Origin of the sequence: Cellulomonas sp. Root137, assembly GCF_001426725.1 — a bacterium.
Classification (GTDB): Bacteria; Actinomycetota; Actinomycetes; order Actinomycetales; family Cellulomonadaceae; genus Cellulomonas.
In genome coordinates this window covers 331,038-352,281 of sequence record NZ_LMFG01000002.1, presented here as the reverse complement: position 1 = coordinate 352,281, position 21,244 = coordinate 331,038, and the positions used below count along the sequence as shown (strand labels likewise).

Below are 21,244 nucleotides of genomic sequence, written 5' to 3'. Positions count from 1 at the left end.
GGCGGTCCTCACGCTCGGGGGTTCAGGGACGACCTAGCGTACCTGCCAGCTCCCGGGTGGCCCGTGCCGTCAGGTCGTCGACGAGGGTCGCGCGCCACGTGCTCCACGCCGGCGGACCGGCGGCGCCGGCGTCGGCCTCGGTCAGCGCACGCAGCAGCTCGAGCATGTCCGGCCGGTGGTCGACGGCGTCGAGCAGCCGAGCCAGGGTCGCGGGGTCGTCCGGGTCCGCCGTGGTGGCCAGCTCGGCGAGGGTCAGGTGCTCGCGGACGAGGCGCGTGACGTCGGCGGCCACCTGCTCGTCGAACCCCATGCGCGTGACGATCGGACCCGCCAGCCGCGCGCCCTCGGTGGAGTGGTCCCCTGCGCCGGCCCGCTTGCCGATGTCGTGCAGCAGCGCCGCGAGGAGCAGCGTCTCCCCGTGCTCGACGACGCGCTTGTCGCGGCCCGCCCGCGCGACGGTCTCCACCAGGTGCCGGTCGACGGTGTGCCGGTGGATCGCCGACCGCTGGGGGCGGTTGCGCACGCCGGCCCACTCGGGGATCCACGTCGTGACGACGCCGGCCAGGTCGAGCGCCTCCCAGATCGGCACCTGCGCCGGGCCGGAGCCCAGCAGCTGCAGGAGGTGGGTGCGCGCCGCCTTCGGCCACGGGACGGGCAGCGGCGGGGTGGCCGTCAGGCTCGCGACCGTCACGGGCGACAGGCTCAGGCCCGTCCGAGCGGCGGTCGCGGCCGCGCGCAGCGAGAGCAGCGGGTCGTCCGCGGGCCGGGCCTCGACGGCCAGCACGATCTCTCCGTCGTGCTCGACCAGGTCCTCGGCGATGGTGCGCAGTCGTGGGGCCGTGCGCCGACCGCGCACCAGCATCGGTGTCCGCGCCGGCCGCTGGAGGGCCTGCCGGGCGTTGCGCACGGTCGTGTCCAGCGCGTAGGAGATCACGCGAGCCGCCTCCGCGATGCTGGCCAGGAGGTCGTCGCGGTCGTCGAAGCCGACGAGCGCCGCGACCTCGTCCTGGTCCGCGAGCAGGAGCCGGTTGGTGTGCCGACGCGTCACCACCTGGACGGTGTCGCGGACGTCGAGCAGGTGGGCGTAGGCCATGTCCACCGCGCCGTGCGGGCGGTCGGTGAGCCACGTGGCGGCGAGCGCGCTGAGCACGACGGCGTCCCGGATGCCGCCGCGAGACTCTTTGAGCTCCGGCTCGATGAGGTAGGCGAGCTCGCCGTGGCGCTCAGCGCGCTGGCGCGTGGAGGCGAGGAGCTCGGGCAGTCGTCGTCGGGCGGCCGAGCGCCAGTCCTCCAGGAGGGCGGACTTGGCGCGGGCGATGACGACCGCGTCGCCGGACACCGGCTGGAGGTCGAGCAGCCCGACGGCGGCGGGCAGGTCCTTCGACGCGACCTGGCGGCACTGCGCGAGGGAGCGGACGGAGTGGTCGAGGTCGAGGCCGGCGTCCCAGATGGGGTACCAGAGCTTCTGCGCGAGGGCCGAGAGCTCCTCGGTCGAGTGGCCGCGCCCCTCGTGCACGAGGAGCAGGTCGAGGTCGGAGACCGGGCTGGCGTCGCCGCGCCCGACGCTGCCGACCGCCCCCAGCGCGATGCCGGACACGTCGACACCCTCGGTGGCGATGTCCCACTGCTCGCGCAGCCGGCCGACGACGAGCTCGACGATGGCGGCACGACGGGCGATGCCGTCGGCACCGGGTCCGGTCAGACCGGCTGCGAGCTCGAGCCGCTCAGTGCGGAGGTCCCGCACCCCGATCGCGGGGTGCGGGACCTCGGGCGACCCGTTCGCGGCCGCGCCCCCCGCGGGCGGCCGTTCCTGTGTCATGTGTGGCAGTCAGCCGTCCTGATCAGAGGGCGTCGTCGCCGTGCTCACCGGTGCGGACGCGAGCCACGTCCTCGACCGGCACGACCCAGACCTTGCCGTCGCCGATCTTGCCGGTCTGCGCCGCACGGACGATGACGTCCGTCACGCTGACCACGTCCGCGTCGCTGACGAGCACGTCGATCTTGACCTTGGGAACCAGGTCGACCGTGTACTCGGCACCGCGGTAGACCTCGGTGTGACCGCGCTGGCGGCCGTAGCCGCTGGCCTCGCTCACGGTGAGACCACGGACGCCTGCGGCCTCGAGGGCCGACTTCACATCGTCCAGCCGGTGCGGCTGGATGACCGCCGTCACGAGCTTCGTCATCACTTCACCTCCGTCACGACGCGGGCGCCGACGCCCAGCGTCTCGTATGCGGTCTCAGCGTGCAGCGCCAGGTCGACCCCGCCGGCCTCGGCCTCGTCGGAGACCCGCAGACCGATGGTCGCCTTGAGGATGAGTGCGATGACGTACGTCGCCGTGAAGCTGAACAGCACCGCGGCGAGCGCGACGATCGTCTGGGTGGCGAGCTGAGTGACGCCGCCACCGTAGAACAGACCGTTCAGTGCACCGTCCGGGTACCAGGTGCTGTTCGAGTCCGTGGCGAAGAGGCCGATGAGGATCGTCCCCACCAGACCACCGACGAGGTGGACACCGACGACGTCGAGCGAGTCGTCGTAGCCGAACCGGAACTTCAGGCCGACAGCGAGGGCGCAGAGGACACCCGCGACGATGCCGATGGCGATGGCACCCCACGTGTCGACCGCCGCGGCGGCCGGCGTGATGGCGACCAGGCCCGCGACGATGCCGGACGCGGCACCGAGCGACGTGGCGTGACCGTCACGCAGCTTCTCCGTGGCGAGCCAGGCGAGCATCGCGACGCCGGTGGCCAGGAGGGTGTTGAGCCAGGCGCGACCGGCCGTGCCGTCGGCGGCGAACTCCGAGCCGGCGTTGAAGCCGAACCAGCCGAACCACAGGAGCGCGGCACCGAGCATGACGAAGGGCAGGTTGTGCGGCCGCATGGCCTCCTTGCCGAAGCCCTTGCGCTTGCCGAGCACGAGCGCCAGCACCAGGCCGGCGGTACCGGCGTTGATGTGGACGACCGTTCCACCGGCGAAGTCGATCGGGGTCGAGAGACCCTCCGTGAGGCCCGTGGCGCTCAGGAGGCCACCGCCCCACACCCAGTGGGCGAGCGGCATGTAGACGACGGTCACCCAGACGGCCGTGAAGACGAGCCACGCACCGAACTTGATGCGGTCCGCCACGGCACCCGAGATGAGCGCGACCGTGATGATCGCGAAGGTCGCCTGGTAGCCCGCGGCCACCAGGAACGGCACACCGGAGGCGGCCATCAGGCTCTGGTCGTCCGTGGCGCCCTGCAGGCCGAAGAACTCGAACGGGTTGCCGAGCCACCCGCCGCCGAGGTCCGGGCCGAACGCACCGGAGTAGCCGTAGAGCACCCAGATGAGACCCGCCACGCCGATGGCGCTGAAGCTCATCATCATCATGTTCAGCACGCTCTTGCCGCGCACCATGCCGCCGTAGAAGAACGCCAGCCCCGGCGTCATCAGCAGCACGAGCGACGCGGCGGTGAGCATAAACGCCGTGTTCCCGCTGTCCAGCTCGAATTCCATCGAGATCGCCTCTCCACTCGCCAGCCGGGGGTGGCTGGTCCGGGGATCACAGTCGACGAAGCGAGTTTCGGTGAGAGGCGAGGGACGTTACGTCGGTGTGACAAGCCGCTTCCGCACGTAAACGTTCGGTTTCGTGGTGATCGGCCGTCCAGAAGCTGAGCGCTCGTGGGACCCCCCGGTCAAGTCGCGCACCGAGCCTGTCGATGCTCGCGAGGTGGCCCTCCCCGACGTACCCGCAGCCCGCCCGACTGCGGCCGCCCTGGCGTGGCTGACGCACTGGAGCACGTGCGCGGCGCTCGTCGTGCTGGTCGTCAACGACCACGTGGCCAAAGCAGCGTTCGGCACCTGGTGGACCGGCAAGCTCTCGGACCTCGCGTGGTTGGTGGTGGCGCCCCCGCTGGTGGCGACGGCCCTGGCCGGGGCCGCGCACGTGGCCGGCTACCGCGGGCTCACCGCGCGTGTCGGCTCCGGTGTCGCGCTCGCCGTGACCGGCGCTGCGTTCGTCGTCGTGAAGACGAACGCGGCGGCCGCCGAGGCGGCGTCGTCCGTGCTCAGCTCGCTGGCCGGCCCGAGCGTCGTGCTGGCCGACCGGTGGGACCTGGTCGTTCTGCCGGTGGCCCTGACGTTCGCGTACGCGCGCGCCCGCGTCAGCTGGACGAGCCGGGGCGTCGCCCCACGCGCAGCCCTCGTGATGGTCCTTCTCCCCGCGACGGTGCTCGCGACCGCCGCCACGAGCGCGACGCACCGGGTAGGAGCGCAGCAGGTCGTCGTCGTCGGGGACGTCGTGGTCGTCGGCGACTCCGACTCCAGCGACCCTGCGAGCGCCTCCTGGTACCTCGCGGTGGACGGGCGCGACTGGCGGGCCGTGTACGCCTACACGGACGAGGCCACGCTGGTCGCGACCACCGTGCAACGCATGGGCGGCACGGTCGCGTCCGCGTGCGTCGCGCCCGACGACACCCCGTGCTTCCGGGCCGCGGACCACGGGCTCGGCGTCGACCGCAGCGATGACGGGGGGAGGTCGTGGCAGGAGGACTGGGCGGTTCCGGACGGCGCCCTGGACGAGCTGGAGCGGCGCTACGAGGCTTCAGGCCTGTTCCTGCGGACCGTGGGCGTCACGATCCTCCCGACCGCGGACGGGTTCCGTGTCTACGCCGCCAACGGCGACGACGGTGTCGCGGTCCGCGCCGAGGACGGCACCTGGACGCGCATCGGGTTCACCTACCGACCGGGGACCGAGCTCGTCGTGCCCCTCCCCGGTGAGCCGACCACCCTGGACCACCCCGTGCCCGTGGGCATCGTCCTGTTCAGCCCTGCGATCCTGCTGACGCTCGCCCTGAGCAGCCGGCGGGTCGTCTCGCGCTCCAGCTCGGCGCGTTCCGCGACCGGCCTCGGGCTCGCCCTCGGCGCGGTGCCCGTCTCCGCCCTCGCGGTCCTCGCGAACCAGGGCTGGGCCGTCGTCTCCGGCCAGGAGATCGGGGCGGACGTGTTCGTCGTCGGCGCGCTCCTCCCGATCGCCGTCGTAGCGAGCCTGACGGCAGTCTCAGCAGCGCTCGCGGTCGCGTCGGCCGGAACCCAGGGCCCTCGGGTCGGGTGGCTGGCGGTCCTCACCGGGACGGGGGTGGCCGTCGCGATGACGGTCGTCCCGGCACCTGTCCTCGGCGGCCTGGCCTCTGCCGCCGTCGTCGCAGGGGGCGTCGTGGCGATCACTGTGCCTCGGCGCTGATCGGCCCTCGAGACGCCGGGGTCGCCGCCGACCTCGATCCCCCGTCTCAGCCCTGGAGCAGGGCGTCGACGAAGGCCTCCGGGTCGAACGGCGCCAGGTCGTCCGGGCCCTCGCCGAGGCCGACCAGCTTGACCGGGACGCCCAGCTCGCGCTGCACGGCGACGACGATCCCGCCCTTGGCCGTGCCGTCGAGCTTGGTGAGCACGATGCCCGTCACGCCGGCGACCTCGCTGAACACGCGCGCCTGGTTCAGACCGTTCTGCCCGGTGGTCGCGTCGAGCACCAGGAGCACCTCGGACAGGGGCGCCTCGCGCGTGATCACGCGGGTGATCTTGCCGAGCTCGTCCATCAGCCCGGCCTTGTTCTGCAGGCGTCCGGCGGTGTCCACGAGCACCACGTCGATCCCCTCGGCGCGGCCCGTGCGGACGGCGTCGAACGCCACGGCCGCGGGGTCGGCGCCGTCGCGGTCCGACCGGACCGTGTGCACGCCGACGCGCGAGCCCCACGTCTGCAGCTGGTCGGCGGCGGCCGCGCGGAACGTGTCCGCCGCACCGAGCACGACCGTCTTCCCCTCGGCGACGAGCACGCGCGCGAGCTTGCCGACCGTCGTGGTCTTGCCGGTGCCGTTGACGCCCACGACCAGGACGACCGCGGGGACCTGCGAGCCGTCGGCGGCCGCCCCGTGCGCAGTGTTCAGGCTGCGGTCGAGGGACGGGTCGACGAGCGCGAGGAGCTGCTCACGCAGGAGCGCGCGGACGTGCGCCGGGTCTTTGAGGCCCTCGACGCGGACGCGCGTGCGCAGGGCGTCGATGAGCTCAGCGGAGGGGCCTGCACCGACGTCGGCCAGGAGCAGGGTCTCCTCGAGCTCGTCCCAGTCGTCCTCGGTGAGGTGGTCCTTGGACAGGACGGCGAGCAGGCGGGTGCCCAGCGGCGACCCGGAGCGGGCGAGCCGGTCCCGCAGCCGGGAGAGCCGACCGGCGACCGGCGCCGGGACCTCGAGGGCCGGGGGCGCCTCGGCCTCCTCGGGCAGCACCTCGGTGGGTGGCGCAGGGGCCGTGGCCGCGGGGGCGTCGACCTCCGGAGCCGGCGCCGGGGCCGGCACGTCGACGGTCGGGGGCGCCTCGTCGGTCGTCGAGCCGCGACGGCGGCGGACGAAGACGGTCGCCAGCGCGACGGCGATGACCGTCGGGATTCCGGCGGCCAGGAGGATCTCGAGCGTCTCGTTGGTCACCGGGACAGTCTGTCGGGCGGCAGGCTCAGGACGCGAACCGGCGCGTCAGACGGCAGACCTCAGCGGTTGCGGTTGCCGGGCAGCACGCCCGCGGCCTTGTCGCGGGCCCGCTGGAGGGTTGCCGCGAGGTCGTCCACCTGCAGGTACGCCTCACCCTCGTCGACCGTCTCTCGCAGGAACTGGGCGAGCGAGAGGTCGACCGGCTCCACCGCGGCGGCGTCGGCCGCCGCACGCTGGTCGGTGTCGGGGTTCTTCCGCCCCGACCACGCGGTGCGGAAGGTGCGGAACGGGGACTCACCCTTGTCCTTGGCCGAGCTGGCGACGCTCGCAGCGAGCAGCACCCCGGCGGCGACGAGGAGGGCCAGAAAGATCGCGACGAAGATGGCCATGCCCCCAGTGTCCGCGCCGATCGTCGGTCCGTCTGCGCCCCACGCTCAGGGAGCGTCAAACGGCACACAATCTCCACACGCTGCAGGGTGAGCCCGCACCGGTCAGACGGCGACGTCCTCGCGCATCCGCTGGCTGATGACGGTGGTGACGCCGTCGCCGCGCATCGTGACGCCGTACAGGGCGTCGGCGATCTCCATCGTGCGCTTCTGGTGCGTGACCACGATGAGCTGCGAGTCCTCCTGGAGCTCACGGAAGAGCTCGAGCAACCGGCCGAGGTTGGCGTCGTCCAGGGCGGCCTCGACCTCGTCCATCACGTAGAACGGGCTGGGCCGCGCCTTGAAGATGGCCACGAGCAGGGCGACCGCGGTGAGCGACCGCTCGCCGCCCGAGAGCAGCGACAGCCGCTTGACCTTCTTGCCGGCCGGGCGCGCCTCGACCTCGATGCCGGTGGTCAGCATGTTGTCCGGGTCGGTGAGCACGAGCCGGCCCTCGCCCCCCGGGAACAGCCGCGGGAAGACGACGTCGAACGCCGCGGCGGTGTCGCGGTAGGCCTCGGCGAACACCTGCTCGACGCGCTCGTCGATCTCGCGGACGATCTCGAGCAGGTCGGTGCGGGACTTCTTCAGGTCCGCCAGCTGCTCCACCAGGAACTGGTGGCGCTCCTCCAGCGCGGCGAACTCCTCGAGCGCCAGCGGGTTGACGCGGCCGAGCAGCGAGAGCGCGCGCTCGGCGGCACGCAGCCGCTTCTCCTGCTGCTCGCGCACGTACGGGACCTCGGTCGGTGCGTCGGGGTCCACCTCCGCACCCGGCACGGTGATCACGGGGACGGGCTGGTGCGGCCCGTACTCGTCGAGCAGGACGGCCGGGTCCAGGCCCAGGTCGTCGATCGCGCGCGCCTGCAGCGCCTCGATCCGCAGCCGCTGCTGGGTGCGGGCCACCTCGTCGCGGTGGGCGACGTCGGTGAGCTGGGCCAGCTCGGCGGCGCGGACGTCGACCTCGGCGCGCGCGGCGGTGACCTCGCGGTCCCGCTCGCCACGAGCAGTCTCGGCCGCGTCGCGTTCCGCCGACGCCCGCCGCAGGGACTCGTCCAGCACCACCAGCGCCTTCGTTGCCCCGTCGCGCACCGACTGGGCCACGGTCGCCTGGCGCGACCGGGCGCGCTCGCGCTCGGCGGCGCGCTCGCGGGCCACCCGCTCGGACTGGGCGGCCCGCTCGAGGGACTCGGCCCGGCCGGAGAGCGCCCGTGCCCGCTCCTCGCCGGTCCGCAGGGTCAGCCGCGCCTCGGTCTCCCGGGCGCGCGCACCCGACGCCAGCTCGGCCAGCCGGTCGCGACGGGCGCTGCCCTCGACGATCGCCGCCTCGCTCTCGGCCGGCTCGACCTCGGCCGCCGCGAGGCGCTCGGTGAGCTCGGCCAGCTCAGCGCTGTCGGCCTGGAGCGTCTGCGACGCCGCCTCGAGCGACTGCTGCAGCCGCGCCGCCTCGGCGTTCGCGGCACGGGCCGTCGAGCCGAGGTGGCCCAGCTGCTCGGCGACGGCGGCCAGCGCGGCGTCGGACTCGTTGAGCCGGTCGAGGGTGCGCTCGTGCGCCTCACGGGCCGCCGAGAGGGCCTCGGTGGCGCCGGAGAGCTCGAACCGGAGGCGCTCGGCGTCCGCGGTGGCTCGGGACGCGCCGGAGCGTGCCTGGTCGAGTGCCGCCTGCAGGTGCAGCGCGCTCGGGGCCGTCGCCGAGCCGCCGGACGCGCGGTGCTGGGACAGGACGTCGCCGGTGCGGGTGGCGACGACGAGGTCGGGCCGGACGGCGACGATCGCCCGCGCAGCCGCGAGGTCGTCGACGACCACCACGTCGGCGAGCAGCGTCTCGACCGCGGCCCGCACGTGCTCCGGGGCGCGCACGAGGTCGACCGCACGCGATGCGCCGGCCGGCACGTCGGTCACGGGTGTCGCGGCCGCCGTGGCGCCGCTGACCAGGAGCGTCGCGCGGCCCGCGTCCTCGGTGCGCAGGTAGCGGATGGCGTCCACGGCCGCGTCGACCGAGTCGACCGCGACGGCGTCGGCCACCGCACCGAGCGCGGCGACGATCGCCTCCTCGTTCTCCGGGTCGACCGCCAGCAGCGCCGCGACGGACCCGACCAGACCGGGCTGGCCGTCCGCGGCGAGCAACGCCCCGACGCCGTCCTTACGCGTCAGGCTGAGCTCGAGGGTCTCGGCCCGGGACTCCAGCGCGGCACGCTCGCGCTCGGCGGCGCCCAGCCGGTCCTGGAGCGTGCTCAGCCGCTCGGTCGCCTGCTCGAGGGCCTCGACGGCCGCCTCGTGCTCGGCGTCGAGCCCCTCCTCGCCCTCCTCGACCCCGGCCACCTGGGACTCGAGCACGGCGAACTCGGTCGTCGCCTCCTGCCCCCGCTGCTCGGCGGCCGCCAGGGACTCGCGCAGGCGCCCGAGCTCGGCCTGCGTCGCCTCGACGCGGCTGCGGCGTGCGGCGACCTGGCCGGCCAGGCGCGCCACGCCCTCGCGGCGGTCGGCAGCGCCCCGCAGCGCGGTGGCGACCTCCTTCTCGGCCCCCGTGGCCTCCGCCTCGGCCTCCTGGCGGGCCGTGACGGCAGCCTCGAGAGCGGCCCGGGCGAGCTCGACCTCGGCCGCGAGCTCGGCCTCGGCCGCGCGGACGCGCTCGGCCTGGGCGGCGAGGTCGTCCGGGTCTGACCCTCCGGCGCGCTCGGGCCCCGCGCTGCCGAGCAGGCGCACGCGGTCGGCAGCCAGCGAGGCCGTACCCCGCAGCCGCTCGCGCAGCGACGACAGCCGGTACCAGACCTCGCTCGCCTCGCTCAGGGCGGGCGCGGCCTCGGCGGCCTCGCGCTCGAGGGTGGCCAGGCGGGCTCGCGTCGTGGCGAGCGCACCCTCGACCTCCTCGCGGCGGGCGCGCAGGGCGCTCTCGTCGGCGATCTCCTGCTCGAGCGTGGAGGTCAGCTGCGCGAGGTCGTCGGCGAGCAGCCGGGCGCGGGCGTCGCGCAGGTCCGCCTGGACCACCGCGGCCTTGCGGGCGACCTCCGCCTGCCGGCCGAGCGGGCCGAGCTGGCGGCGGATCTCCCCGGTCAGGTCACCGAGCCGCGTGAGGTTGGCCTGCATCGACTCCAGCTTGCGGAGCGCCTTCTCCTTGCGCTTGCGGTGCTTGAGGACCCCCGCGGCCTCCTCGATGAACCCCCGACGCTCCTCGGGGGTGGCGCGCAGCACCGCGTCGAGCTGGCCCTGGCCGACGATGACGTGCATCTCCCGGCCCAGGCCGGAGTCCGACAGCAGGTCCTGGATGTCCAGCAGGCGGCAGCCCTGGCCGTTGATCGCGTACTCGGACCCGCCGTTGCGGAACAGAGTCCGCGAGATGGTGACCTCGGAGTACTCGATGGGCAGGGCGCCGTCGGCGTTGTCGATGGTGAGCGCCACCTCGGCGCGGCCCAGCGGCGGACGCCCGGCGGTGCCGGCGAAGATGACGTCCTCCATCTTGCCGCCGCGCAGCGACTTGGCGCCCTGCTCCCCCATCACCCAGGCCAAGGCGTCGACGACGTTGGACTTGCCCGAGCCGTTGGGCCCGACCACGCAGGTGACGCCCGGCTCGAAGTTCAGGGTCGTCGCCGAGGCGAACGACTTGAACCCCCGCAGGGTGAGGGTCTTGAGGTGCACGCACAGAGCCTAAGGTGCGCGCACCTCAGCTCCGGGGAGGCTGAGGTCAGAGCGCGGGGAACCAGAGGGAGATCTCGCGCGCGGCCGACTCCTCGGAGTCCGACCCGTGCACGAGGTTCTGGATGACCTTGAGGCCCCAGTCGCGCCCCAGGTCGCCCCGGATGGTGCCGGGCGCGGCGACCGTCGGGTCGGTGGCGCCGGCGAGCGAACGGAAGCCCTCGATCGCGCGGTGGCCCTCGGCGACGACCGCGAGGACCGGGCCGGAGCGCATGAACTCGATCAGCGGCGTGAGGAAGGGCTTGCCCGCGTGCTCGGCGTAGTGCTCGGCCAGCAGCTCCTCGGAGGCCTCACGGAGCTCGACGGCGACGAGGGTGTAGCCCTTGGCCTCGATGCGGCGGACGATCTCCCCGGACAGGCCGCGGCGGACGCCGTCCGGCTTGACCAGGACGAGGGTGCGCTGCGTGGTGGGTGCGTCAGTCATGGCCTGAACCCTAACCGGACTCTACGGACCGACCGCTCCCGGGTTCGCCGCGTCGTACTCCGCCCGCTCCCGGTCGATCTTGCCCCCGAGGCGCAGCGCGACGACCCACAGGACGACGAAGATCGCGCCCACCGCGAACATCATCGGGATCACGAACCCGCCCGCCAGGACGAACACCTGGACGATCGAGCCGGCGAGGTAGCCGCCGGGCCGGGACACCAGGCCCGACAGCAGGACCAGCACCACGGACAGGCTCCCGCCCACCCACCAGATGGTGGAGGCGGGAGCGAGCCGCAGGCCGTACGCCACGAGCGTCGCGAAGAACACCAGGACGGCCTCGAGGATGAGGATCGTCTGGGTGAACTGGGGCTTCGCGGGACGCTTGCGGCGCACGGCCTGGCCGTCCGGGACGGTGGAGCTCATGCGACGAGGTTACCGGCGGGCGGAGGTCTCGACGTCGTCCGAGGCGGTGTCCCGCTGGGTCGGGAGCTCGTCGTGCGGGGAGGCCGAGAGCTCGTCGATGATGCCCGAGGCCGAGGCCACGCCCGAGCCGTCGGCCGCGAGGGCCTCGCCACGGGCGACCATGCCGGCCACGTCGGACAGCTTGACCTCACGCAGGAACAGGGCGAGGACGAAGCCGACGGCGATCACGGGGACGAGGTACCAGAACGAGGGCGCGAGCGCGTTGGTGAACGCGTCGATGACCCCGGTCTTCAGCGGCTCGGGCAGGGCCTGGACCGCGGCGGGCGTGAGGCTGGAGGCCTCGCCGCCCGAACCCGCGGGCGCCCCGGCGAAGACCCCGGCCAGGTTGTCCGCCAGCTTCGTGGTGAACATGGTGCTGAACAGCGCCGTCCCGACCGCCGCACCGATCTCGCGGAAGAAGTTGTTCGTGCTGGTCGCGGTACCGATCTCGTGCGGGTCGACCGAGTTCTGCACGGCCAGCACGATCGTCTGCATGACCAGGCCCATGCCCGCACCGAGCACGAAGATCATGGCGCCGAAGAGCCACATCGACATGTCCCCGGTGATCTGCGTGAGCCACGCGACGCCGCCCGTGGTGATGGCGAGGCCGACCACGGGGAAGATCTTGTACCGGCCGGTCCTGGTGATCGCGATACCCGAGCCGATGGCGGTGATCATGACACCGACCATCATCGGCAGCAGCAGGAAGCCCGACTCGGTGACGCCCGCGCCGGTCGACATCTGCAGGAACGTCGGCAGGAACGCCAGGGCGGAGAACATGCCCATGCCGAGGATGAGGCCGATCGCGGTGGCGATGGTGAAGGTCGGGTTCTTGAAGAGGCGCAGCGGCAGCAGGGGCTCCTCGGCGCGCAGCTCGACCATGATGAACGCGGCGATCGAGACGAGCGTGCCGATCACGAGGGCGAGCAGGCCCGGGTCGGACCAGTCGTAGCCGCGGTTGCCCGTCCAGCTGTCCCAGCTGGTGGCCAGGACGAGGCCGGACGTGGCGACGACCATGAAGAAGATGCCCGCGACGTCGATCTTCTTGCCGGAGCGGTGCGTCGGGAGCTTGAGGGTGAACCAGGCCACGGCGAACGCCGCGAGGCCGATCGGGATGTTGATCCAGAAGCACCAGCGCCAGTCGGCGTGCTGCGTGAACAGGCCACCCAGGAGCGGGCCGATGACGGCCGAGATGCCGAACAGGGCACCCATCGGGCCCATGTACTTGCCGCGGTCCTTGGCGGGCACGATGTCCGCGATGATCGCCTGCGACAGGATCATCAGCCCGCCGCCGCCGAGGCCTTGCACACCGCGCCAGAACACGAGCTCACCGAACGACTGGGCGAACCCGGCACCTGCCGAGGCGAGGGTGAACAGGCCGATGGCGATGAGGAATGGCCAGCGGCGGCCCCACAGGTCACCGAACTTGCCGTAGAGCGGCATGACGATCGCGATCGCCAGGATGTAGGCGGTGACCACCCAGCCCTGGTGCTCGACGCCGTTCAGCTCGCCGACGATCGTGGGCATCGCGGTGCCGACGATCGACTGGTCGAGCGAGGACATGAACATGCCCGCCATGAGCGCACCGAAGATGAGCCAGACGGTCTTGGGGGTCAGGTGGATCAGCGGCTTGTCGGCCGCTGGTGCCTCGGTGGCTGCGATGGCCATGCGGGGGAACCTCGTTCTGAAAGGGTGGTCGGGAGGCGGAAGTCAGTCGGACAGGATCGAGCGGAGCTCGGTGACGACGGCCGACAGGTGGTCGTCCGCGGCACCGTGGCCACCGGCGGCGTCCCAGCGCAGGAACGTCGCGTGCGTGAGGAAGAGCAGCACCGAGCCGACCATCTCGGGCGTGTGGGGTCCGTCCTGCCCGAGCCGGCGCTCCACCAGCGCGAACAGCTGGCCCTTGTGCTGCTCGAACCAGGCCAGGTGCCGGGCGACGAGCCTCGGCTCCTTCGCGGCGAGCTCCATGGCGCGGGCGAGCCGCTCGCGGCCGATCGGCGGGTCGGTGAGGAACGAGACCGCGAGCGCCTGGAGATCGAGCATCAGGTGCCCCGTGGGCCCGCCGGCCGCGAAGACCTCGCCGGCGGGCGTCTCGAGCTGCCACGGGGCGTGGCCGAGCGCCGCGTCGTCCTTGGTCTCGAAGTAGTTGAAGAAGGTGCGGACGGAGACCCCGGCCTCCTCGCAGATCGCGTCGACCGTGACCGCGTCGAGGCCGTGCTCGCCGACCAGGCGGTGGGTCGCGTCGATCAGCGCCTCGCGCCGCGCGCGCTTCTTGCGCTCACGCAGGCCGAGGACCTCGGGCTGGTCGACCGGAGTGTTCTGCACGAGGTGCAACTTTACACGCACTGCAACTTTGCAGTGAACGCACCTTTCTGTGCCGTCCCTCACACGGGACGCGCGTCAGACCTCGCCGAACCCGCCCTCGACGGCCGCGACGAGCGCGTCCCGGGCCTCGGCCGCCTGGGCGCCCTCCGCCTCGATCCGGAGCTCCACGCCCTGCTTGGCGCCCAGCTTCATCAGCTCGAGAACGCTGGCGGCGTTGGCGCCGTTCACGCGGACCTTGGCGTCGTACGCGGCGAGCATGCGCGCGACGACGGCCGCGGGCCGGGCGTGCAGACCGAGCGGGTTGCGCAGCACCGTGGTGGCCCGCAGCACCCCGTCGTCCGACGCCGCTGCGGCCTCCGTCGGTGCCGCGGCGGACGCGAACGTCGACCCGGCGTGCTCGGCGGACGCGAGCACGCCCGCGAGGTCCGCTCCCCCGTGCGCCGTGACGGCCGCGGCCACCGCCCCCTCGACGAACGGCGCGTCCGCGAGCCGCACCCGCGCGGCGAGGTCCTCGTCCAGCAGGTCCAGGACCGACTCCGCGGTGAGCACGGCCGAGCCGAGGTCGGTGAGCACGACCGCCGACCGGCCGTCCTGCGTCGCGTGCGTGAGCGCCGCCTCCACGGTGTCGTAGCTGGTGCCGAGGCCGCCGTCCTGCATGCCGCCCGCCGCGATGAGCAGCACCCCCGGGGCCATCTGCTCCGCCAGCTCCACGGCGCCCTCGGCGAGCGCGCGCGAGTGCGAGACCAGGACGAGCGCGACCGGTGCCGGCTCGCGCTCGACGGTCCCGCCGCTCACTCGGCGGCCTGGGCGGCGGCGCGCAGGATGAGCTCGGTGGAACGCGCCCCGGGATCGAGGTGACCCGCCGACCGTTCGCCCAGGTAGCTGGCCCGGCCCTTGGTGGCGACGAGCGGGATGGTCGCCTCCGCGCCCTCGTGGGCGGCGTCCGCCGCCGCACTGAGCACGTCGGCGGGCGAGGCGCCGGAGTCGGCGGCGGCGACGGCGGCCTCGGTGGCCGGCGTCCACGCGTCGACCATCGTCTTCTCGCCCGTCGTCGCCTTGCCGCGCGCCACGATCCCCTCGAGCGCCGCCTCCAGGAGCGCGACGACCCCCTGGCTGTCGAGCTCGGGGACCCCGGTCGCTTTCGCCGCCCGCAGGTACGCGGTGCCGTAGAGCGGACCGGCCGCACCACCGACCGTCGACATGAGCGTGGTGGCAACGAGCTTGAGCACCTCGCCGATGTCCGCGGGCGCCGCGTCGAGCGCGTCGAGCTTGGCCACGACCGCCGTGAAGCCGCGGGTCATGTTCTCGCCGTGGTCACCGTCGCCGATCTGACGGTCGAGCTCGATCAGCTCGTCCCGGTGCTCGATGACGGTCTGCGCCGAGCGGCGCACCCAGTCGACCGCCCATGCCACGTCCAGCGTCATGCCCACGCTCCCTCGAGCAAGTCAGATGAGTTCCACGCTTCTGCCGACGGTCCTCGTCCGGTCACCAGCGCAGGGCGGTGGTGTGCACGGGGGCGTCCCACAGGGCGGTCAGCTCGTCGTCCAGACGGAGCACGGTCACCGACGCACCCTGCATCTCCAGCGATGTCACGTAGTTGCCGACGAGCGAGCGGGTCACCTCGACCCCCCGCTCCTCCAGCAACGCGCGAGCCCGACGATAGACGACGTAGAGCTCCGACGCGGGGGTGCCGCCCATGCCGTTGACGAAGAGCAGCACCTTCTCGCCGCCGGCCAGGTTCAGGTCGTCCGCGACCGGCGTCAGCAGCATCTCCGTGATCTCGTCCGCGCCCGCCAGCGGGATGCGACGCCGGCCCGGCTCGCCGTGGATGCCGATACCGATCTCGATCTCGTCGTCGGGCAGGTCGAAGCTCGGCTTCCCCGCGTGCGGGACCGTGCACGCGGTGAGCGCGACCCCCATGGACCGGACGTTCGCGATGACCTTCTCGGCCACGGCGGCGACCGCGTCCAGGTCGTCGCCGCGCTCGGCGGCGGCGCCCGCGATCTTCTCGACGGCGACCGTGCCGGCCACGCCGCGACGCCCGGCCGTGTAGAGCGAGTCCTCGACGGCGACGTCGTCGTTGACCACGACGGTGCGGACGGTCACGCCCTCGGCGTCCGCGAGCTCCGCGGCGGTCTCGAAGTTGAGCACGTCGCCCGTGTAGTTCTTCACGATCGCCAGGACACCGGCGCCGGAGTCGGCCGCCTGGATGGCCGGGGCGATCTGGTCCGGGGTCGGCGACGTGAACATCGCTCCGGGGACGGCCGCGTCGAGCATGCCGACGCCGACGAAGCCGCCGTGCAGCGGCTCGTGGCCCGAGCCGCCCCCGCTCACGAGCCCGACCTTGCCGGCGCTCGCCCCGCCCGCTCGCGCGACGAACCACGGGTCGGAGTGGATCGTCACGACGTCCGGGTGCGCGGCGCCGAAGCCCTCCAGGGACTCGGCCACGACGGTCTGCGGGTCGTTGATGAGCTTCTTCACTGCAGCCATCCCTTCCACCGGGCACCCACGGCGGGGCCCGCACGTCCGTCGTGGACTCCGGCGTCCCGACAAACCTCACCTTGTTGTCGGGCAATGCGGGCGTCAAGGGGAGGACGTGCGCCGTCGGTGCACGTTCGTGCAGAGCGGCGTCCGACCATGCCCGTCCCACCCGGACGGGCGACCAGGAGTCAGGGGCGACCCAGCAGCCGGCGGGCCTCCGCGACGAGCAGGATCGAGCCGGTGACGAGCACTCCCGATCCTCGTTCGACCTCGCTCTCCGCGCGCGACACGGCGAGGTCGAGGGCGTCGTTGAGCCGCTCGGCCACGTGCACCCGGTCCTCCCCGAAGATGTCGATCGCCACCTCGGCGAGGTCCTCGACGTCCAGCGCGCGGGTGTTCGATGCACGCGTGATCACCACCTCGGCGAGCACGGGCTCGAGCAGCGAGAGCATCCCCTCGGGGTCCTTGTCCGCCATCACCCCGACGATGCCGACGAGGCGGTGGAACTCGAACGCCTCCTCGATCGCGGTGACCAGCGCCTCGACGCCCGCCGGGTTGTGCGCGCCGTCGACGATGATCGTGGGGCTGGACCGCACCACCTCGAGCCTGCCGGGCGAGTCCACGTCCGCGAACGCGACCTCGACGATGCCCGGGTCGAGGGCGCGCCCACCGGTCAGGAGAGCCTCCGCGGCGGTCAGCGCCAGCAGGGCGTTGTGCGCCTGGAACTCCCCGTGCAGCGGCAGGAAGATCTCCGTGTAGGTGCCGCCGAGCGTCTGCAGGGTGATGAGCTGACCGCCCACGGCCACCTGGCGCTCGCCGACCTCGATGTCCACGCCCTCGCGCACGACGCGCGCGCCCTTCTCGGCCGCGGCCGCCAGCACGACGCCCTCGACGTCCTCCTGCTGGCTCGCCAGGACGAGGGTCGCGCCCTCCTTGACGATCCCCGCCTTGACGGACGCGATGTCGAGCAACGTGTCGCCGAGGTACCGCTCGTGGTCCATCGAGATCGGCGTGATGATCGCGACCTCGCCGTCGGCGACGTTGGTGGAGTCCCACAGCCCGCCCATGCCGACCTCGATCACGGCGACGTCCACCGGGGCGTCCGCGAACGCCGCGAACGCCATCACGGTGAACACCTCGAAGAACGAGAGCTGCGGCTTGCCCTCCTGCGCCGACCGCTGGTCGACCAGGTGCACGTACGGCGCGACGTCCTGCCACACCTCGACGAACTGCTCGTCGCTGATGGGCTCACCGTCGATGACGATCCGCTCGGTGACGCGCGACAGGTGCGGGCTGGTGAACCGGCCGGTGCGCAGACCGTGCTCGCGGACCAGCCGCTCGACCATGCGCGCGGTCGACGTCTTCCCGTTGGTGCCCGTGATGTGCACGACGCGGTAGGCCTTCTGGGGATCCCCCAGCAGCTCCATGACGGCGAGCGTGCGGTCGAACGACGGGTCGATCTCGTGCTCGGGGGCACGCGCCAGGATGCCGCGGTACACCTCGTCCGCGGCGTCCCGCGCCTCCTTCTCGGCCTGCGTGCGCAGGTGGTCCGCGCCTCCGGTGCCGTGCTCGCGTGGGCTCATGCCTCGTACCCTCCGGCGTCGACGGCTTCCACCGTGACCTCGAGCTGCTCGACGGCGTCCTGGACCGTGACCGAGACGGCCAGGGTCTCGCGCCCGATGGTGTCCTGGTGCCGCTCGACCGCGGCCAGGTGCTCGGCCGGGACGCCGAGCGTGAGCAGGATCCGGTCCCCCACCTGCAGGCCGGCGGCCTTGCGCGCGTCCTGGACGGCGCGCACCACGTCGCGGGCGTAGCCCTCGGCGCGCAGGTCGTCGTCCAGGGTGAGGTCGAGCACGACGAACCCGCCGCCCGGCAGCACCGCCGCGGCTCCACCCTCGGCGCCCACCACGGTCGTCAGCTCGTACTCCGCGGCCTCGAGCGCCACGTCACCGTCGCCGGTGGTGACCACGACCGTGTCGCCGTCCACGCGCCACGCCCCGGAGCGCGCGGCCTGGATGACGGCCTGCACCCCCCGACCGAGCCGGGGGCCGGCCGCGCGGGCGTTCACCGCGAGGCGCTGCGTGATGCCGAAGCGCTCGGCGGTGCCGGCGTCGGCCGTGACCAGGTCGACGCGCTTGACGTTGAGCTCGGCCGCCAGCAGGTCGGCGTACGGCGCGAGGGCGTCCGCGTCGTCGACCGCCACCGTGAGCGTGTGCAGCGGCTGCCGGACGCGCACGCCGGCGGCCTTGCGCAGGCCCAGCGCGGTCGACGTGACGGCGCGCACCTGGTCCATCGCGGCGACGAGCGAGTCGTCCGCGGCGTCGTCGTCCACCGTCGGCCAGTCCGTCAGGTGCACGCTGCGCCCGCCGGTGAGCCCCCGCCAGACCTCCTCCGACACCAGCGGCGCGAGGGGCGCCATGACGCGCGTGAGCGCCTCGAGCGAGGTCCAGAGGGTGTCGAACGCGTCGTCGTCCTCGGCCCAGAACCGGTCCCGCTGCGTGCGGACGTACCAGTTGGTCAGCACGTCGAGGTGCTCGCGCACGGTCTCGCACGCGGCCGCGATGTCGTAGGCATCCAACTGCTCCGTGGTGCGCTCCACCAGGTCCCGCGTGCGCGCCAGGACGTACCGGTCCATGGGCGCGAGCGAGGCGGCACGCGCCGCGTCGACCGGCGTGGCCGTGTACCCGGCGCCGTTGTCCGCCGCGCCGGCGTACAGGGCGAAGAAGTAGTACGTGCTCCACAGCGGCAGCAGCACCTGGCGCACGCCGTCGCGGATGCCCTCCTCGCCGACGATGAGGTTGCCGCCGCGCAGGATCGAGCTGGACATGAGGAACCAGCGCACGGCGTCGGAGCCGTACACGTCCCACATCTCGACCGGGTCGGGGAAGTTGCGCAGCGACTTGCTGGCCTTGCGGCCGTCGTCGCCGAGCACGATCCCGTGGCACATGCAGTTGCGGAACGCGGGCCGGTCGAACAGCGCGGTGGCCAGCACGTGCAGCGTGTAGAACCAGCCGCGGGTCTGGCCGATGTACTCGACGATGAAGTCGCCCGGGTAGTGGTGCTCGAACCAGTCGGCGTTCTCGAACGGGTAGTGCACCTGGGCGAACGGCATCGAGCCCGAGTCGAACCAGACGTCGAGGACGTCCGGGATCCGGCGCATGGTCGAGGCGCCCGTCGGGTCGTCCGGGTTCGGGCGCGTCAGCTCGTCGATGAACGGCCGGTGCAGGTCCGGCTCGCCCGCCTCGTTCGTCGGCACGCGGCCGAAGTCCGCCTCCAGCTCGGCCAGCGAGCCGTACACGTCCACGCGCGGGTAGGACGGGTCGTCCGACACCCACACGGGGATCGGCGTGCCCCAGTAGCGGTTGCGGCTGATCGACCAGTCGCGCGCGTTGGACAGCCACTTGCCGAACTGGCCGTCCTTGATGTGCTCCGGGGTCCAGGAGATGTCCTGGTTGAGCTCCACCATGCGGTCGCGGAAGTCGCTGACACGCACGAACCAGCTGGTCACGGCCTTGTAGATCAGCGGGTTCCGGCAGCGCCAGCAGTGCGGGTAGGAGTGCTCGTAGGTCTCGTGGCGCACCAGGACGGAGCGCTGGTCCGCGGGGACGCGCGCAAGCGGTCCGGTGCCGGCCTTGAGGTCCGCGATGATCGGCTTGTTGGCGTCGAACACCAGCTGCCCGACGTAGTCCGGCACCTCGGTGGTGAACAGGCCCTTGGAGTCGACGGGCACGACGGGCGCGATGCCGACGGCCTCGCACGCGACCATGTCGTCCTCACCGAACGCGGGGGCCATGTGCACGATGCCCGAGCCGTCCTCGGTGGTGACGAAGTCACCGAGGAGCACCTGGTGGGCGTTCTCGCGGCCGACGAAGTAGTCGAACGCCGGCGTGTAGCGGCGGCCCGCGAGCTCCCGTCCCTTGACGGTGGCCACGACCGTGGCCTCCCCGAGCTCCTTGGCGTAGGCGCCCAAGCGCGCGGCCGCGAGCACCACGAGCTCCCCCGCGAGGGCCGAGCCGGGTCCCGGCTCGACGGTCACGTAGTCGACGTCCGGACCGACCGCGATCGCCAGGTTGCTCGGCAGGGTCCACGGCGTCGTGGTCCAGATGAGGGCCAGCTCGCCGGTCTCGAGCCGCAGCCCGACGGTCAGCGCCGGGTCCTGGCGCGACTGGTAGACGTCGTCGTCCATCCGCAGCTCGTGGTTGGACAGCGGCGTCTCGTCGCGCCAGCAGTACGGCAGCACGCGGTAGCCCTCGTACGCCATGTCCTGGTCGTAGAGGCGCTTGAACGCCCAGATGACCGACTCCATGAACGTCACGTCGAGCGTCTTGTAGTCGTGGTCGAAGTCCACCCAGCGCGCCTGGCGCGTCACGTACTCGCGCCACTCGCCGGTGTACCGCAGCACGGACTCGCGGCACGCCTGGTTGAACGCGGCCAGGCCCATCTCCTCGATCTGGGCGGTGTCCGTGATGCCGAGCAGGCGCTGCGCCTCGAGCTCGGCGGGCAGCCCGTGGGTGTCCCAGCCGAACCGGCGCTCGACGCGGTGGCCGCGCATGGTCTGGTAGCGCGGCACGACGTCCTTGGCGTACCCGGTGAGCAGGTGGCCGTAGTGCGGCAGGCCGTTGGCGAACGGCGGGCCGTCGTAGAAGACGTACTCGTTGCTGCCGTTCTCGCCGGCCTCGCGGGCATCGATGGACGCCTGGAAGGTGCCGTCTGCGTCCCAGTAGGCCAGGACGTCCTTCTCGAGGGACGGCAGGTCCGGGGACGCGGGGACATCGTTCTGGCGGTGCAGCGGGTAGGCCACCGTGCGGCTCTCCTGTGGTCGGCACCCGGTGGGGTGCGTCGCTCTCGGCTGCGAGGACGATCGGACCCGGACCGGCCGGGCTCTACCGCGGTACCACCTCGCTTGCCGGCTCCCCGTCACCGGGGCGTCGACCACTTGATGAGGGCTGTGACGGGCCTACCCGTCCGGTTCTACTGAGATGCTCGCGCA

At 72.9% G+C, this 21,244-nt stretch carries 16 protein-coding genes; 1 reads left to right on the top strand and 15 read right to left on the bottom strand.

Going from position 1 to position 21,244, the window contains the following annotated elements; all coding sequences use genetic code 11:
* Positions 1 to 22 precede the first annotated feature (22 nt).
* From ASD18_RS14080 to ASD18_RS14070, 3 genes are read right to left on the bottom strand one after another with little or no spacing between them, the layout of a single operon-like run.
* Positions 23 to 1,819, bottom strand: a complete 1,797-nt coding sequence (locus ASD18_RS14080) for a [protein-PII] uridylyltransferase (RefSeq protein WP_056093082.1) — start codon at positions 1,817 to 1,819, stop codon at positions 23 to 25.
* A gap of 22 nt (positions 1,820 to 1,841) precedes the next feature.
* The gene (locus ASD18_RS14075) at positions 1,842 to 2,183 is read right to left on the bottom strand and encodes a P-II family nitrogen regulator (protein ID WP_056093079.1); all 342 of its coding nucleotides are present in this window, start codon (positions 2,181 to 2,183) and stop codon (positions 1,842 to 1,844) included.
* Positions 2,183 to 3,490, bottom strand: coding sequence for an ammonium transporter (locus ASD18_RS14070; protein ID WP_056093075.1), 1,308 nt, complete (start codon positions 3,488 to 3,490; stop codon positions 2,183 to 2,185). The genes ASD18_RS14075 and ASD18_RS14070 overlap by 1 nt, the downstream gene beginning before the upstream one ends.
* Before the next feature lie 214 nt (positions 3,491 to 3,704).
* Here ASD18_RS14070 and ASD18_RS14065 point away from each other — a divergent pair, with 214 nt between their 5' ends.
* Entirely contained in the window at positions 3,705 to 5,216 is a 1,512-nt protein-coding gene (locus ASD18_RS14065; protein ID WP_056093072.1) for a hypothetical protein, read from the top strand.
* Between the two features lie 46 nt (positions 5,217 to 5,262).
* On the opposite strand, the gene ftsY is transcribed toward ASD18_RS14065, so the two are convergent.
* The 12 genes from ftsY to ileS form a co-directional block, all read right to left on the bottom strand.
* The gene (gene ftsY, locus ASD18_RS14060) at positions 5,263 to 6,447 is read right to left on the bottom strand and encodes a signal recognition particle-docking protein FtsY (RefSeq protein ID WP_056093068.1); all 1,185 of its coding nucleotides are present in this window, start codon (positions 6,445 to 6,447) and stop codon (positions 5,263 to 5,265) included.
* 59 nt (positions 6,448 to 6,506) lie between these two features.
* A complete protein-coding gene (locus ASD18_RS14055) occupies positions 6,507 to 6,836 on the bottom strand; it encodes a hypothetical protein (protein WP_056093065.1) in 330 nt (109 codons plus the stop codon).
* Between the two features lie 102 nt (positions 6,837 to 6,938).
* Positions 6,939 to 10,505 (bottom strand): chromosome segregation protein SMC, encoded by a 3,567-nt coding sequence (gene smc, locus ASD18_RS14050; protein WP_056093062.1) that lies wholly within the window; start codon positions 10,503 to 10,505, stop codon positions 6,939 to 6,941.
* Between the two features lie 46 nt (positions 10,506 to 10,551).
* On the bottom strand, positions 10,552 to 10,986 hold the full coding sequence (gene ndk, locus ASD18_RS14045) for a nucleoside-diphosphate kinase (RefSeq protein ID WP_056093059.1): 435 nt from the start codon (positions 10,984 to 10,986) through the stop codon (positions 10,552 to 10,554).
* A gap of 21 nt (positions 10,987 to 11,007) precedes the next feature.
* On the bottom strand, positions 11,008 to 11,409 hold the full coding sequence (locus tag ASD18_RS14040; RefSeq protein WP_056093056.1) for a DUF4233 domain-containing protein: 402 nt from the start codon (positions 11,407 to 11,409) through the stop codon (positions 11,008 to 11,010).
* A gap of 9 nt (positions 11,410 to 11,418) precedes the next feature.
* Positions 11,419 to 13,116, bottom strand: coding sequence for an MDR family MFS transporter (locus tag ASD18_RS14035; protein WP_056093052.1), 1,698 nt, complete (start codon positions 13,114 to 13,116; stop codon positions 11,419 to 11,421).
* Between the two features lie 42 nt (positions 13,117 to 13,158).
* Positions 13,159 to 13,773 (bottom strand): TetR/AcrR family transcriptional regulator, encoded by a 615-nt coding sequence (locus ASD18_RS14030; RefSeq protein WP_056093684.1) that lies wholly within the window; start codon positions 13,771 to 13,773, stop codon positions 13,159 to 13,161.
* Between the two features lie 75 nt (positions 13,774 to 13,848).
* Positions 13,849 to 14,568 (bottom strand): dihydroxyacetone kinase phosphoryl donor subunit DhaM, encoded by a 720-nt coding sequence (gene dhaM, locus ASD18_RS14025; RefSeq protein ID WP_056093048.1) that lies wholly within the window; start codon positions 14,566 to 14,568, stop codon positions 13,849 to 13,851.
* Positions 14,565 to 15,197 carry a dihydroxyacetone kinase subunit DhaL gene (dhaL, locus tag ASD18_RS14020; protein WP_056093045.1) on the bottom strand — a complete coding sequence of 211 codons (633 nt, stop codon included), beginning with the start codon at positions 15,195 to 15,197 and terminating at the stop codon, positions 14,565 to 14,567. The genes dhaM and dhaL overlap by 4 nt, the downstream gene beginning before the upstream one ends.
* Before the next feature lie 61 nt (positions 15,198 to 15,258).
* Positions 15,259 to 16,254, bottom strand: coding sequence for a dihydroxyacetone kinase subunit DhaK (gene dhaK / locus ASD18_RS14015; RefSeq protein ID WP_056093041.1), 996 nt, complete (start codon positions 16,252 to 16,254; stop codon positions 15,259 to 15,261).
* Positions 16,255 to 16,442: 188 nt separating this feature from the next.
* The gene (locus ASD18_RS14010; protein ID WP_056093036.1) at positions 16,443 to 17,837 is read right to left on the bottom strand and encodes a folylpolyglutamate synthase/dihydrofolate synthase family protein; all 1,395 of its coding nucleotides are present in this window, start codon (positions 17,835 to 17,837) and stop codon (positions 16,443 to 16,445) included.
* Positions 17,834 to 21,055 (bottom strand): isoleucine--tRNA ligase, encoded by a 3,222-nt coding sequence (ileS, locus tag ASD18_RS14005; protein WP_056093033.1) that lies wholly within the window; start codon positions 21,053 to 21,055, stop codon positions 17,834 to 17,836. The genes ASD18_RS14010 and ileS overlap by 4 nt, the downstream gene beginning before the upstream one ends.
* Between the last annotated feature and the right edge of the window lie 189 nt (positions 21,056 to 21,244).